This window comes from Riemerella anatipestifer (genome assembly GCF_009670965.2).
GTDB classification, from domain to species: domain Bacteria; phylum Bacteroidota; class Bacteroidia; order Flavobacteriales; family Weeksellaceae; genus Riemerella; species Riemerella anatipestifer_B.
On record NZ_CP073239.1, the window covers coordinates 1,702,898 to 1,718,190 of the forward strand.

12 protein-coding genes are annotated in these 15,293 nt (G+C 33.3%); 9 read left to right on the forward strand and 3 right to left on the reverse strand.

The features are described from left to right. Positions 1–24: 24 nt before the first annotated feature. The 3 genes from D1J36_RS07830 to D1J36_RS07840 all read right to left on the reverse strand — a co-directional run bounded on the left by D1J36_RS07830 (position 25) and on the right by D1J36_RS07840 (position 4,824). On the reverse strand, positions 25–2,292 hold the full coding sequence (locus D1J36_RS07830; RefSeq protein ID WP_154138016.1) for an aconitate hydratase: 2,268 nt from the start codon (positions 2,290–2,292) through the stop codon (positions 25–27). 117 nt (positions 2,293–2,409) lie between these two features. Then, positions 2,410–3,270 (reverse strand): GLPGLI family protein, encoded by an 861-nt coding sequence (locus tag D1J36_RS07835; protein ID WP_154138017.1) that lies wholly within the window; start codon positions 3,268–3,270, stop codon positions 2,410–2,412. A gap of 81 nt (positions 3,271–3,351) precedes the next feature. Further along, on the reverse strand, positions 3,352–4,824 hold the full coding sequence (locus D1J36_RS07840; protein ID WP_154138018.1) for a lipopolysaccharide biosynthesis protein: 1,473 nt from the start codon (positions 4,822–4,824) through the stop codon (positions 3,352–3,354). A gap of 245 nt (positions 4,825–5,069) precedes the next feature. Between D1J36_RS07840 and D1J36_RS07845 the strand changes: the two genes are divergently transcribed. The 9 genes from D1J36_RS07845 to D1J36_RS07885 all read left to right on the forward strand — a co-directional run bounded on the left by D1J36_RS07845 (position 5,070) and on the right by D1J36_RS07885 (position 14,986). Further along, the gene (locus D1J36_RS07845) at positions 5,070–5,558 is read left to right on the forward strand and encodes an NADPH-dependent FMN reductase (RefSeq protein WP_154138019.1); all 489 of its coding nucleotides are present in this window, start codon (positions 5,070–5,072) and stop codon (positions 5,556–5,558) included. Between the two features lie 219 nt (positions 5,559–5,777). Beyond that, positions 5,778–7,016, forward strand: coding sequence for a metallophosphoesterase (locus D1J36_RS07850; RefSeq protein ID WP_154138020.1), 1,239 nt, complete (start codon positions 5,778–5,780; stop codon positions 7,014–7,016). 302 nt (positions 7,017–7,318) lie between these two features. Beyond that, positions 7,319–7,717 carry a hypothetical protein gene (locus tag D1J36_RS07855; protein WP_154138021.1) on the forward strand — a complete coding sequence of 133 codons (399 nt, stop codon included), beginning with the start codon at positions 7,319–7,321 and terminating at the stop codon, positions 7,715–7,717. A gap of 796 nt (positions 7,718–8,513) precedes the next feature. After that, positions 8,514–9,179 carry a hypothetical protein gene (locus tag D1J36_RS07860; protein WP_154138022.1) on the forward strand — a complete coding sequence of 222 codons (666 nt, stop codon included), beginning with the start codon at positions 8,514–8,516 and terminating at the stop codon, positions 9,177–9,179. Between the two features lie 213 nt (positions 9,180–9,392). Next, a complete protein-coding gene (tet(X), locus tag D1J36_RS07865; RefSeq protein WP_252339378.1) occupies positions 9,393–10,559 on the forward strand; it encodes a tetracycline-inactivating monooxygenase Tet(X) in 1,167 nt (388 codons plus the stop codon). Positions 10,560–10,750: 191 nt separating this feature from the next. Next, positions 10,751–11,665 carry a macrolide hydrolase EstT gene (gene estT / locus D1J36_RS07870; protein ID WP_006744646.1) on the forward strand — a complete coding sequence of 305 codons (915 nt, stop codon included), beginning with the start codon at positions 10,751–10,753 and terminating at the stop codon, positions 11,663–11,665. 193 nt (positions 11,666–11,858) lie between these two features. Continuing rightward, positions 11,859–12,812: a dihydrofolate reductase gene (locus tag D1J36_RS07875; protein WP_216650029.1), complete on the forward strand. Its 954-nt coding sequence runs from the start codon at positions 11,859–11,861 to the stop codon at positions 12,810–12,812. A 167-nt stretch (positions 12,813–12,979) separates the two neighbouring features. Continuing rightward, entirely contained in the window at positions 12,980–13,843 is an 864-nt protein-coding gene (locus tag D1J36_RS07880; RefSeq protein ID WP_010257826.1) for an AadS family aminoglycoside 6-adenylyltransferase, read from the forward strand. 327 nt (positions 13,844–14,170) lie between these two features. Continuing rightward, on the forward strand, positions 14,171–14,986 hold the full coding sequence (locus tag D1J36_RS07885) for a carboxypeptidase-like regulatory domain-containing protein (protein ID WP_154138121.1): 816 nt from the start codon (positions 14,171–14,173) through the stop codon (positions 14,984–14,986). The last annotated feature ends 307 nt before the right edge of the window (positions 14,987–15,293 follow it).

Genomic DNA, 15,293 nt, shown 5'->3' on the forward strand with positions numbered 1-15,293 from the left:
CTTTTTTACTATACAGATTATAAATTATTTCTGTTGCTGTTGCTTAATCAAGTTCAATGCAGAACCAGCTCTAAACCAACCTATTTGTCCATCGTTATAAGTGTGGTTAGCTAAGATAGTATCTTTAGAACCATCTGTGTGTACTAACTCAATAGTAACAGGCTTACCTGGAGCGAATTCAGCTAAATCTACAAAGTTGAAAGTATCTCCTTCTTTGATTTTGTCATAATCAGCTTCGTTTGCAAAAGTAAGAGCTAACATACCTTGTTTTTTAAGGTTAGTTTCGTGGATACGAGCGAAAGATTTTACTAGAACCGCCATAGCTCCTAAATGTCTAGGTTGCATTGCAGCGTGCTCACGAGAAGAACCTTCGCCGTAGTTGTTGTCCCCAACGATAACCGTTTTAATACCAGCTGCTTTGTAAGCTCTCGCTGATGCAGGAACTTCCATATATTCGCCAGTAAGTTCGTTTTTAACCTTGTTGGTTTCCATATTGAATGCGTTTACAGCACCAATAAGAGTATTGTTAGCGATATTATCTAGGTGTCCTCTGTATTTTAACCAAGGTCCAGCCATAGAAATGTGGTCTGTAGTACATTTACCAAAGGCTTTAATTAACAATTTAGCACCCATTACATTTTCTCCGTTCCAAGCAGGGAAAGCGTCTAGTAATTGTAGTCTGTCAGACTCTGGAGCTACTTTTACTTGAACTTGAGAACCATCTTCTGCTGGAGCAATATAGCCTGCGTCTTCAACATCAAATCCTCTTGGAGGAAGTTCAAACCCTTGAGGTTCGTCTAATAAAACTTCTTCTCCGTTTTGGTTAGTTAATTTGTCTTTTCTAGGGTCAAAAGTTAAATCTCCTGCAATAGCTAACGCCGTTACTAATTCTGGAGAAGCTACGAAAGCATAAGTGTTAGGGTTACCATCTGCTCTCTTAGAGAAGTTTCTGTTGAACGAGTGTACAATCGTATTTTTTTCTTGTTTTTCAGCACCTTCTCTAGCCCATTGTCCAATACAAGGTCCACAAGCGTTAGCAAATACTTTACCTCCGATTTTATCAAAAGTATCTAAATAGCCATCTCTTTCTACAGTAAATCTTACTTGTTCAGAACCTGGTGTAATAGTGTATTCTGCAGCTACTTTTAAGTTTTTCTCTTGAGCTTGTTTCGCTACGGAAGCGGCACGAGAAATATCTTCGTAAGAAGAGTTGGTACAAGAACCAATTAATCCTACTTCAACCTTAGTAGGCCAACCGTTTTTCTCTGCCTCCTCTTTCATTTTTGAAATAGGTGTTGCAATATCTGGAGAGAAAGGTCCGTTTAAGTGTGGTTCTAATTCAGAAAGGTTGATTTCAATAACTTGGTCGTAGTATTTTTCAGGATTAGCGTAAACTTCCTCATCTGCACGAAGTACATTTTTGATAGCGTCGGCAGCTTCAGCTAAATCTTCTCTGCCTGTAGAACGAAGATACTCCCCCATGTTATTATCGTAAGCGAAAATAGAAGTAGTAGCACCTATCTCTGCACCCATATTACAGATAGTACCTTTACCTGTACAAGATAAAGCTTCAGCACCTTCACCAAAGTATTCTACAATAGCACCAGTACCTCCTTTTACGGTAAGGATACCTGCTACTTTTAGAATAACATCTTTAGCAGAAGTCCAACCATTAAGTTTACCTGTAAGTTTGATACCTATCATTTTTGGGAATTTAAGTTCCCACGGCATTCCTGCCATTACATCTACAGCATCAGCACCACCTACACCTATGGCTACCATACCCAAACCACCTGCGTTAGGTGTGTGTGAGTCGGTACCAATCATCATACCACCAGGGAATGCATAATTTTCCAACACTACTTGGTGGATAATCCCAGCTCCTGGCTTCCAGAATCCAATACCATATTTGTTAGATACCGATTGAAGGAATTGATAAACTTCGTTATTTTTATTTTCAGCTTCTTGTAAATCTTTATCTGCTCCTACACGAGCTTGTATAAGGTGGTCTGCGTGTACTGTAGAAGGTACTGCCACTTTAGCCTTACCTGCTTGCATAAACTGTAAAAGAGCCATCTGTGCCGTAGCATCTTGCATTGCTACTCTATCTGGAGCAAAGTCTACATAAGATTCTCCTCTCTTGAAAGCTTCTGGTTTCTGTTCAGAGAAAAGGTGAGCACAAAGGATTTTTTCAGAATAGGTAAGAGGTCTTCCCATAAACTCTCTCGCAGCGTTTACTCTGTTCTCAAAATCAGAGTAAACTTTCTTAATCATATCAAAGTCAAAAGTCATATTATTAAATGATTTATTTTTCGTATTAAAGTTTAATATCTACAAAAATACGAATTTTATATGGAATAGTTATTTTAAGGAGTTTAGATTGATTATAAATAAGAAGGTGAAATAGGTTTACTCTATCCAATCTTGCTCTATGAAACTATTTTCTCGTTTCATCTTTTCTTTAGCACTTTTTTCCATCTTTTTTATGAGTTCGCTTTGAGAAACTTCTTTTCCGTTGATAGAGGCTTTTAATATTACATTACCTCCCATCATCCTAAGGGATTTAGTAGGGTCTGAACGGTTTTCCTGAAATGCTTTCTTGAATTGTTTTCTATCTATTTTAACTAAATTTATTAGTTTGTCGGTAAGGTTCACTTCTTGAGTATTGTTTATTTTTTGGCTACCAACGAGTTCAAATGAAAACATTTTTTGGTGATCTTCCATTTTTACAATTAACCCTGGTAGGCCGTGAAACTTGTATGGTCCGTCTGGAATAGGAATATCTGTGGTAAACCACGCTGTCCATTTTCTACCTGCAAATTCAGTGGTAGCTTTTTGAACTTTCCAATTCTTAAAGGTTTCGTGTTCTGGAATGATTTTCCATTGCATTTTTCTTTCATCACGTACGGCATAATCATCAAAACCTATTTTGGTATAAAGCTCTACTTCATAATTTGGATAAGTTTTTAGTACCCAATCTTTAACCTTGGCTCTTTTCATATCTTTCAGATGACCAAGGTTAATGTTACCAGAAGAAATTTGACTTTGTTTTTTAAATTCTTGATTGATTATAGAATCATTTTCTTGTTTTATTTTACTATAGAATACCGATTTTTCCTTATAAATATCTAAATTCATAATTTCTGAAATTAGAGAGTCTTTTTTAGTAGAATCCACAGTAAATTTGTACTCATAAGTGAATCTTTGGTTTTGACTCAAGCCCCAGTTCATTACGAATAAGCAGAGGGTTGATAGAATAAAATGTTTCATAGCAAATATTTTTCTGTGAAAATAGAAAAATATTTTACATCAAGTATTGGTTTTGTGTGTTAAAAAAAGTTAAATAAAAAATTATCGTTTCAATTTTTTTAATAGAGGGGCAATGAGTTGTTGGGTTGGGTAAATTTTGAAGATATAATTGCCTAAAAGAATAATACTAAGTGCAAGTGCAGGACGATAAATAAAGTCTATTATTGCCCAAGTTGAAGCAGGTAGATTGTATGTCAGTAGTATTGTTCCACCACATAATAAAGACATATATAGCATCTTTAAAGAAAGTGGAAATACCCCAAAATATATTCGGTTGAATATAATTTTAATAATGTTAAAAGTGGTGAGAGAAATAGCGGTTGCTAAGGCTATTCCCATAATTCCTAAATTGGTATAGCGTAAAAATACGAGATTAAGCCCTATTGTAGCAAATGCTAAAAACAGCATAACTACTATGTTGAATTTGAAGTATTTGGACATTGAAATAATATGCCCATTGAAACCTGTGGCTAAATCAAAAAGAATGGCAGGTCCTAGTATCCATAGTAGATATTGGTGGTCTAATAGTTCGTTTCCGTTTTTAATCATCTGTCCTAAAAATGGAAATCCAGCCAAAAGACAGGTGTAAAGAATAATCCCTATACAGAAAAGGTTAAGAGAAGTTTTTTGATGAGAGGTTTGGAGTTTAGCCATGTCGTTTTCTTCAAAACACTGGTTTATCAGTGGAGCGTAGATGGTGTAAAGTCCCATAGCAGGTACGGCAATAAGTTGTAAGATAGAGTAAATGTTGGAGTAAACACCATTGAGGGTAAAGTTGAGAAATTCGCTTATCATTACATTATCTATTTTGATAGCGATATAGTTGCCTATGTTTCCTAAAAATCCATAAAAACTGTACTCTAAAAATTTTTTCCAAGTGTTATTAGCTCTAAAAAATTGTGTAGAAAAATCCCATTTAAACCCAGTTAATTTTTTATTATACCAAAAATATCCTGCCAAAGACAATACAAATATTCCTAGAAAAAAAGCCAAAGCACCGTATTCTGGAATTCCTAGAAAGAAAAACAACGAAAATGCTCCTATATTAGCGATTTTAGGGAATAAGTTTTCAAAAATGTTAGGTATTGCTATTCTTTTGTAATTTGAAATGTATTTGTTGAGGACTGAGGAAATGGAAAGTAGAAAAAGTAATGGTAATATGAGGTATTTCATATTCCAAAACTGAGTTTCTTTAAGACTAGGAAATAGGAAACAAGCAAGAAAGAACGCTCCAGAAAATACTATGAAATTAAAAACTACAGCTAGCAGAGAGAGAGAGAGCATACTTGGGTTGAGCCCTTGTTTTTCTGCGGAAAAAAAGAATTTTACATTAGAAAAAGAAATTCCAAAGACAATAATAGGTAAAAATGTCTCTGCCATAGGAAGAATATACCTTAGTTTTCCATAAAATTCATAATCATTTGGAAATAGAAATATAGAGGATAGAGTGCCTATTATAAAGCCTAAATAACCTATGATAGAGTACTTTATTCCTTGTCTTGCAATAACATTCATCAATCAAACAATGAACTGCAAAATTAACAAAATAATTAACATTTGTTTTAAAATTCTTAATCTATACTAATTGGTATTTATACAAGATAAGTGTCTTTTTGTAATAGAATGAAAAAAAATTACTTAAAAAGAAACAGAACAAAAAATTGTTGATGTCTTATCTAATTTATTGATTAAAATTTCTTAACTTACATCAATGATACTGTTACGATATAAAGAGTATTTTTGTTAAAATAATTAAGATAATGAAATATATAAGTATAGCAGGAAGTAATAGTAGTACTTCTATTAACCAAAAATTGATTGGGTATCTTTCGCAAAAATTAGGCTTTGGAGAAGTGTTTCTTACACAATACGAAATCCCCATATATAGCATAGACGAGGAACAAAAGGGTTTTCCAAAAGATTTGGAGGTTTTGTATAATGTAATATTTGATGCAGAGGTAGTTATGATTTCTGTGGCAGAGCATAATGGTAATCTAACGGCGTTTTTTAAAAATATTATAGACTGGCTATCTCGTTATAAAAGAAATTTTTTAGAAAATAAAAAAGTGGTGCTCCTAAGTGCTTCTCCTGGGAAAATGGGAGCGAAGTCTGCTTTGGAAATAACTAAGAATATGTTGCCTCGTTTTGGAGGAAAAATAATCTATGCTAAAAGTATTGCTAATTTTAATGGTAATTTTTCAGGAGAGGAATTTAGAGAATTGGTACAAGATATTAGAAGTCTTTTGTAATGTTAAAAAAAATGATCTCTAAATAATTATGCGTATTAGGTGTTTATTTTGTTCTCTAAATTAGGGTTCATTCTTATAAAAATAATATAAAACACGCAATAATTATTTTTATTTATATATTTAGTTATCAATAATTTAATTGATTTCTTTTTAAGAAATTAGCTAAATTTATTTCTGATTGGAAATATTTCGTATATTTGTGTGTTAGCAGATATATTTATGAAACAACCGTTAATAACACGAATATTTAAAATATTAAAGATTGTAACCATTACAATAATTTCTTCTATTATTATTTTTTTATTAGTTTTCGGGATTAATATAGAATATCAAGATGGGACACATTCCACTTGGTCAGGCTTGAGAGTTTTATTTGAAGATAGAGACTTTGAACTTTGTTACAAAAAGAAACATATTGTAAAACTAAATGGTTTTGACGGTCCTTATATTATTGGCTCAACAATGTATTATGTAGATTCTTTAAATATTTTAAGAACAACGAGATATAAAAAAAATGACTCTATTTTAGTTAGGGTAAATAATAAAGATTTAGATAAATTTTACTTCTTAAAAAAAGCAATAATTCAAAAAACTGCTGATTCTTATGCAATGCCACAAAAGTTAATTGCAATTTCAGATATTGAAGGAAATTTTGATGCTTTTTCAAGTTTTCTCATAAACAATAAAGTAGTAGATACTAATTATAACTGGATTTTTGGTAATGGACATTTAGTCCTTACGGGGGATTTTGTAGACAGAGGTACAGATGTAACCGCAGTACTTTGGCTAATTTATAAATTGGAAGAACAGTCTGAAAAACAAGGTGGAAAAGTACATTATATATTAGGTAACCACGAGATAATAAATTTTCAAGGACGATTTAAATATAATAACGAAAAATATATTAAGGTTGCTAGTTTAATTAGTAAAACAGAGGATTGGAAAAAAGCAACTCAATATATATTTTCTGAAAAAACAGAATTAGGAAAATGGTTGCGTTCAAAAAATGGAATAGAAAAAATAGGAAATTACATTTTTGTTCATGCGGGATTGAGTCCAAATATTTTAAAGTATAATTTATCAATTTCAGATATTAACAGTCTTTCTCAACAAAACTGGTCAAAAGATTTATACAACGAACCAGGAAGTAATGAAAAAGCCAATTTTTTAATTGGTAGAGAAGGCATATTTTGGTATAGAGGCTTAGCAATTGATTATAAACACTACAACAAAATATCTGAAACCGAATTAAACAAAGTCTTGAATTTTTATCAAGCAAAAAAAATAGTATTTGGTCATACAATTAGCGACAATATCAAAAAAGAATATAATGGAAAATTAATAAATATTGATGTTGCTCACGGACAAGAAAAGAACTCTGACAAAACCAAAGGTTTGTTAATTGAAAACGGTAATGAATATATAATTGATGGAAATGGAAGAAAAACAAAACTATAAAAAATACATCTGCTAACATAGTATTTGCAAAAGGCGGAGATATGGTGTTAAATTGAAAAGCTGAACATTTATTCCGCATATGCTTTTCAATTCAACTATTTTGAGTAATTTAGCTTCATCGAAAAAGCATATGCTACGGTTGGTCGAAATTGAACTTTTCGTTCAATTTAGCCCGCCCTTCGCAAATACTTTTTCCGTTAGCTGTAATTTTACCAAAAATGCGTACAAATATGACTTTTAAAACTGGTGTGTTAATTTTTATTTTGATTTTTGTTTCTAAAATTAATGCTCAACAATTTCCTGTGAATTTCGATATTGACAGTCTTAAATCGGCAAAAATTAATCCTGAAAAATGGAATGGAAAATTAATTTCTGTACAATGTGCTATTAAGAACATTGAAAAAGGACCGAAGAAAAAACCTTATTACAAATGTAACATTGATAACGATAATTTCATTTGGATAGGTTCATTGATGAACGACAAAGACAGGCTAAAATTAGAAGAGAATGTTAGAGTTTTAGGATATTTTTCATTGATAGAAAATCAAGACAAAATTTCTACAAAATACAATACAGATAAATTCCATTTATTAACTTTTGCTGTAATAAATCTTACAATGAAAAAAGCATATCATTTACCAGGAGCGGAAACCCAATTTGAAGAATGGAAGAACGGAATTATTCAACAGACTGATAATTAAACTACAGCTAACATAGTATTTGCAAAAGGCGGAGTTTAGGGGGTAATAGAAAAATTAGTAATATTTACTCGCAAAATGCTTTTCATTACCACAATTTTGTTTAATTTAGTGGCATTGAAAAAGCATTTGCTACGGTTGGACTGAATTGAACTATAGGTTCATTTCAGTTCCGCCCTTCGCAAATACCTTTTCCGTTACCAGCTATACACTCCAAACATTTCGCTAAGGACTTGAAACGATTAAAAAACGCTCTAAATTGTGAATAATAAGAAACTGAATTCAGACCCAACCGAGCAGTGCGTGTTAGGGGTCTAAATTCATTTTCTACCACGGACGACTTAAAAGCATATTTTGAATGAGCCGACTCCTAAAAAATGTTGGAGAGTACAGCTGATAACTTTTAACGCTCGACAGAATGTTGGACTTTTAAAACCTAAAAAAAGAGGAAAAATCCCAAAGGAAAGAACCTCAAACTGACGAAAAGCGAAAAAACGAATGGATTTCGGAGCTGAAAACGAGTAACCCAAAAACTACGGAACTGACTTAAAGGCTGAAAAATTAAACGGTCAAATTGTGGACTTGAACGCTGAAAATGTGAAAAACGTGCGGACTGAAAACTATGCGGAAAAGACACCACGCAGAAAAAAATAGTACAGCTGGTAACAAGGTATTGCCGCAAGCGGGGGATATTTGCATTTTAGAAAATTTTGTTTACTTTTGAAGTATGGTATTTTGTTTGAAGTTAGGTGCTATAAGCCCCGCCTTCGGCAATACCCGGACCGTTAGCCGTAATTTTATGAGAGATACCCTTACAAAACGAGAAGTTGAAGATTTTTTAAGGTCATTTAGAATAATGATTCAAGAGTTAATAAATTGCACTTCAAATGTTGAAAAAATAGTAGAAGAAAATAAAAATAATTACAAACAGATTAATTTTATTAGACCTTTTCTAAACCATTATGTAAATTTATGTTACACACAAAGCGTAATAACAATTTCAAAACTTTTTGCGGAATCCGAAAAAAGAAGTTTTAACAAGTTATTAAATAAACTTGAAAATTTTACTTATGATGATGAATTAAAAGCAGTTTTAAACCAAAATAAAGAAAAATTTGAAGAAGGAGATGTTGGTGAATATGACTATTTATTTAAGAACAAACAAGAAATCAAAATAGAAATATCAAGGATAAGACTTGAAATTTCTAAAGTTGAAGAAATTTTAAACAAAATAAAAAGTCGTAGAGATTCATATTACGCACATCTTGACCCATCAAAACAAAATGAAATTGAAGTTGAAACTCTTTCGGATTTGAAAATCTGTCTTAACCTTGCAGAAGAAATATTTAATAAATTTTTCGTAAGTCTATTAAATACAACATTCATTTTTAATATTTGTGGAATAGACGATATAATTGACTTAGCAAAAGAAAGTTATATTGAATCAATAGAAAATTTTAAATAAAAAAACTACGGCTAACATAGTATTTGCAAAAAGCGGGAGTCAAATTCAAGTTGAACTTTTTGTAAAATTTAGCCGCAACTTGCTTTTCGTTACATATTTTTTTGTAATTTCGTTCCACGAAAAAGCAATTTGCTTCGGTTGGTTGAAATTGAACCTTTCAGTTAAATTTAGTCCGCCTTTCGCAAATACTCAACCGTTATGTGCCATTTTTGAATGACAATGCGAATAGATACAGACAAACAAATGAATTTACTTAGTGATAAGAACGTTGCAATAATTGGTGGTGGACCCGTTGGACTGACTATGGCAAAATTATTACAGCAAAACCGCGTGGACGTTACAGTTTACGAGAGAGACAAAGACCGAGATGCAAGGATTTTTGGTGGGACACTTGACCTGCACAGGGATTCGGGACAGGAAGCAATGAAAAGAGCGGGATTGTTACAAACTTATTATGACTTAGCTTTACCAATGGGTGTAAATATTGCTGATGAAAAGGGTAATATTTTAACCACAAAAAATGTAAAGCCCGAAAATCGGTTTGACAATCCTGAAATAAACAGAAATGACTTAAGAACTATCTTATTAAATAGCCTACAAAATGACACCGTCATTTGGGATAGAAAACTTGTTACGCTTGAACCTGATAAGGAGAAGTGGACACTAACTTTTGAAGATAAACCGAGTGAAACAGCAGATCTGGTTATTATTGCCAATGGTGGAATGTCTAAAGTAAGAAAATTTGTTACCGACACGGAAGTTGAAGAAACAGGTACTTTCAATATACAAGCCGATATTCATCAACCAGAGGTGAACTGCCCTGGATTTTTTCAGCTATGCAATGGAAACCGGCTAATGGCTGCTCATCAAGGTAATTTATTATTTGCGAATCCTAATAATAATGGTGCATTGCATTTTGGAATAAGTTTTAAAACACCTGATGAATGGAAAAGCAAGACTCTGGTAGATTTTCAAGACAGAAATAGTGTCGTTGATTTTCTCCTGAAAAAATTTTCCGATTGGGATGAACGCTACAAAGAACTGATTCGTGTGACATCATCTTTTGTAGGGTTAGCGACACGAATATTTCCCTTAGGTAAGTCTTGGAAAAGTAAGCGTCCATTACCCATAACGATGATTGGAGATGCTGCTCATTTGATGCCTCCTTTTGCAGGACAAGGCGTAAACAGCGGGTTGATGGATGCCTTGATATTGTCGGATAATCTGACCAATGGGAAATTTAACAGCATTGAAGAGGCTATTGAAAATTATGAACAGCAAATGTTTATCTATGGCAAAGAAGCACAAGAAGAATCAACTCAAAACGAAATTGAAATGTTTAAACCCGACTTTACGTTTCAGCAATTGTTAAATGTATAAAATGGAATAAAACGGCACATAACAAACAAATTGGCAATAGAGCCGGTGAAGTACTTCTATTGAACTTTTGTGCAATGTTGAAGATTAGTAATTCTATTCAACATTTGTGCTAAAAGTCGGCTCCATCGCCAATTTGCCAAACGTTAGCGGGCATTGTGAAAGATACCAGCATAACAGTTAAACATTGATAAATGAAAAAAAAACTACTTTGGATATTAATTTTAGGACTGATAATAATCAGTTGCAAACAAAGGAAAACAGAAATGAAAGAGAAAATAATTAAAACAAACGGCATTGAACTCTGTACGGAAAGTTTTGGAAATAAGAAAAATCCAGCAATCCTTTTGGTAGCAGGTGCAACCGTATCAATGCTGTATTGGGACACTGAATTTTGCCAACAATTATCTGAAAAAGGATTTTTTGTTATTCGTTACGACAACAGAGATGTAGGAAAATCCACTAATTATGAACCAGGTTCTACTCCATACGATATTGTTGACTTAACTAATGACGCTATTTCAATATTGGATGGCTACAAGATTGACAAAGCACATTTTGTGGGGATTTCTTTGGGCGGACTAATTTCTCAAATAGCATCAATAAAGTTTGCCGACAGAGTTAACTCCTTAACTCTTATGTCATCAGGCCCTTGGGGAGACTCAGACCCAACTATACCTGAAATGGACACGAGTATTTTAGATTTCCATAGTAAAGCAGGTACAGTCAATTGGACAAATGAAGACAGTGTGGTAAACTATTTAATTCAGGGTGCAGAATTAATGAGTGGCAAGAAACAATTTGACAAACAAAGAAGTGAAAAACTGATAAGAGCTGAGTTCAATAGAGCCAACAATTATATAAGTATGTTCAATCACGCTGCATTGCAAGGTGGTGAAGAATATTGGAACAGATTAAACGAAATCAAACAACCCACCTTAATTATCCACGGAACAGACGACAAAATTTGGCATTATAAGAATGCAGGTTTTTTACTAGAAAAAATAAAAGGTTCAAATCTAATCACCCTTGAAGGTACAGGACACGAATTACACGTTGATGATTGGAAATCAATTATTGATGGAATAGAAAAACACATAAATGACTGATAAACAAAAACAACGACCCGCTAACAATGTATATAAAAAATAGGCGAAACAGTAGTAAATTCAAGGCTTTTGGCTCGTATTATACTTTGTGCTTAACCGAAAATTTGGCACTTCGAAATCGCCTACTTTTCATATACTAACCGTTATGCGACATTTTATCCAATCACATTAAATTGACAAAATATTAAATAAAATGCTAAAACTTTACAAAGAAATTAATGGAGTTCTTCATTATTGGGAAACTTGGGATGAAGATGACAAAACAGGTCTTGTTCATTGGGGAACTGTTGGAGAAAATGGAGAGCAAAAAAAAGTAAAATCCACACTTTTAAAAAATTTTCATAAAATAATTCAACAGGAAATTAATGAGAAGATTAATGAAGGTTATGAGCAAATAGACGAAGATGATTTAAAATTTCTAATAATTGAATATAAACTAAATTCTGACTTTGGAAATGAAGAAGACTTGGAAAAACGGCACAGACTTGAAGCCAAAATGAATGAAGATTTGGGATGGAACCTATCATTGGGTAATTGGTTATTTTCTCACGGAAGAAGAGGCCAGGGGAACACAGGTTCACGATGCAGTAATTCCAAATCCCCGCATGGTGTTCATTTCACCTACAATTTACAAAGTACTTCCATGAAAGTAGCATTGATTGTTGCTGTTGATCAGCAATTCGGTATTGGAAAGAACAATGATTTGATGTGGCATTTGCCTGCAGATATGAAATTTTTCAAAGAAACAACCACGGGACATATTGTGGTTACAGGTAGAAAAAACTACGATTCCATTCCGGAACGTTTTCGGCCGTTGCCCAACCGCGAGAATGCGGTCTTAACACGCAATACCGAATATCATGCTCCTGGAGCAGTTGTTTTTTCTTCCTTGGAATCCTGTTTGGATCATTATAAAAATGAAGTGGAACGAACCGTTTTCATAATTGGAGGCGGACAAATTTACCGAGAAGCTTTAGCGCTTGATTGTGTTCAAGAGATGTTTATTACCCATGTGCAGGGCGAATTTGGTGCAGATACCTTCTTCCCGAAATTCGAAGCTGTCGCTTGGAATGTTGAAACGGTAGCAACCCAAGTAGTGGATGAGAAAAATGCCTATGCGTTTGAAGTGAAAAGGTATTGGAGGTAACGTGATTACTTGATGAGAAATAAGAAATCATTGTCTACCTACTTTCGTTATATTTGATCAAATAAAGAAACAAACCTGCACAAAAACATCAAGTATTATGCTGTTTTGTACAGAAAAGCCGTATCAATAAATAAGTTGTACGACATAGTAAAACCGAACCAAACAAAATGAAAGTCAGAGAAGAAAAGTTAAGAACAATTATAGAATGGTCGGAGAAAAACGAAGATGTAAGAGTTCTTCTTCTGACAAGTTCACTTGTAAATCCTTTAGCACTTGTTGACGAATTTAGTGATTTAGACATTGAATTTGTTTTTGAGGATAATACAAATTACATTTCAGACAAAAGCTGGACGCTTAAATTCGGAAATCCAATTGCTATGATTGAAGAAGACGAAAGTTGTTTTAACCATAAACACGCAATGAAAATGCTACTTTATGAAGACGGTGTGAAAGTAGATTTTAAACTTTACAGCAAATCAAAATTTATAAAGGAAACGCAAGAGAAAGAATTACCAGAAGATTGGGATATTGGTTATAAAATTTTAATTGATAAAGATGGTATTACAAAGCAAATGCTGAAACCAACTTATCAAATTTCCATTATCAAAAAACCGTCTGAAAAAGAGTTTCAAAATCTAATAAACGATTTTTGGTGGGACACAACTTACGTGGCAAAGTGTCTTGTGAGAGATGAAATATTCTATGCGAAATTTATGTCGGAAACCGTTATTCGCACAGAATATTTAATTCCTTTAATTGAATGGCACATTGCAAGTGAACACAATTGGAACATAACGACCAATAAATATGGACGACTTTTCAAAAAGTATCTTAACCAGGAAATGTGGGCTAAAACAGAACAAACATTTTCAGGGAGCAATATAAAGGAAAATTGGACTGCTCTATTTTCAATGACTGATTTAGTTTCAGAAATAGGAACTGAATTGTCAAAAAAATTAGAGTACAAATACCCGGATAAATTAGAAAATGACATACGAAAATATTTAGCTGGACTAAAACCCAAAACATAACTACGTCGTACAACATCGTATTGGCAATAGGCGGGCTGAACGGCTTCGTATCAACGGAAGTGCAAAATTCAATTTCTGTTCTTCGATTAAAGTTCAGTGCTAAAAATCCCGCCCATCGCCAATACGCGGCACGATGTAGCGAAATCCGCTTCGCTCCTTTCGCTACATCGGCTCGGCGGCTTACACCGCCTGATGAGCTCGTCGCTTCGCGAACTTCGCACATCAAGCGGTTTTGCAAAATTCCCTCTCGGAAGCAGAGCTTCCAGAGGAAACTTCGCAAAGCCGCCGAGCCGTTATCTGCTATTTTATAAAAATCTCGCAAATTAAATGAAAATCAAAATTTTTATTCTTTTTTTATTAACATTTATAAATCTGAGTTCACAAATCATTAATGGGAAAATAGTTTCTGCCGATACAAAATTACCAATTCCTTTCGCAAGAATTGGAATTGAAAAAAGCGAATATGGAATAAATTCGGACGAAAATGGAAACTTTTCAATTGACTTGTCAAATAAAGACAAAAATCAGAAAATAAAAATTGAAGTTGGAGGTTATGAGCCATACTCAAATTCCATTGAAAAATTCTTGCTTGAAAACAATAAGACTTTTTTTCTTTCCGAGAAAGTTGTAAACATAGAGCAAGTTGTGATTACACCTAAAAAATTTATTGCAAAAAATTGGGGAATTAATGCCAAAACAAAAAAAATTCAATTTAGTTATAATCCTGAGAAAAATCAGCAAGATATTTCAAAGGAACTTGCTTTGCCGTTTGAAACAAAAAAACGAGCGACAATTGAAAAAATTAACATTAACATTGCTTATTTTGAAGCAGACCGCCCCGTTTTTGTAAGATATAATGTTTATGATGAAAATTGGAATTCAATTTTAGGTGAAGATATTTCTATTTTAATGAATCCAAAAGACATAAAAGACAGTGAATTTTCATTAGATGTATCTGACAAAAATATTTGGGTAAAAAATAAGTTTTATGTTTCTTTCCAAATATTAAATTCTTTCAAAGGATCCATAGCTTTGAGCGGAACTGTTTTCAAACCTGCATTTTACAGAAAAAATCTTGGACTATGGGAAAAGACACCAACAGTTTGTCCTGCTCTAAATATAGACGTGAAAGTTGAGAAATAAAAAAACGGCAGATAACATCGTATTGCTAAAATGCGGGACTGAAGGCTCTTGCGTTGAAAGTTTTGTGAAATTTAGTTGCAAAAAATGTTTCCGCTTCCATTTTTTTATTAATTTAGTCAGCGGAAAACATTTTTTGCTTCGTGCAGGTTTTAATAGAAATTTTAGGTGTAAAAGCCCGCACTTCAGCAATACTTTTTCCGATGTAGCGAAATCCGCTTCGCTCCTTTCGCTACATCGGCTCGGCGGCTTACACCGCCTGATGAGCTCGTCGCTTCGCGAACTTCGCACATCAAGCGGTTTTGCAAAA

Coding starts and splice junctions, on each gene's coding strand:
- D1J36_RS07830 (WP_154138016.1), bottom strand. CDS start 2,292: ATGACTTTTGACTTTGATATGATTAAGAAAGTTTACTCTGATTTTGAG.
- D1J36_RS07835 (WP_154138017.1), bottom strand. CDS start 3,270: ATGAAACATTTTATTCTATCAACCCTCTGCTTATTCGTAATGAACTGG.
- D1J36_RS07840 (WP_154138018.1), bottom strand. CDS start 4,824: ATGAATGTTATTGCAAGACAAGGAATAAAGTACTCTATCATAGGTTAT.
- D1J36_RS07845 (WP_154138019.1), top strand. CDS start 5,070: ATGAAATATATAAGTATAGCAGGAAGTAATAGTAGTACTTCTATTAAC.
- D1J36_RS07850 (WP_154138020.1), top strand. CDS start 5,778: ATGAAACAACCGTTAATAACACGAATATTTAAAATATTAAAGATTGTA.
- D1J36_RS07860 (WP_154138022.1), top strand. CDS start 8,514: ATGAGAGATACCCTTACAAAACGAGAAGTTGAAGATTTTTTAAGGTCA.
- estT (WP_006744646.1), top strand. CDS start 10,751: ATGAAAAAAAAACTACTTTGGATATTAATTTTAGGACTGATAATAATC.
- D1J36_RS07875 (WP_216650029.1), top strand. CDS start 11,859: ATGCTAAAACTTTACAAAGAAATTAATGGAGTTCTTCATTATTGGGAA.
- D1J36_RS07880 (WP_010257826.1), top strand. CDS start 12,980: ATGAAAGTCAGAGAAGAAAAGTTAAGAACAATTATAGAATGGTCGGAG.
- D1J36_RS07885 (WP_154138121.1), top strand. CDS start 14,171: ATGAAAATCAAAATTTTTATTCTTTTTTTATTAACATTTATAAATCTG.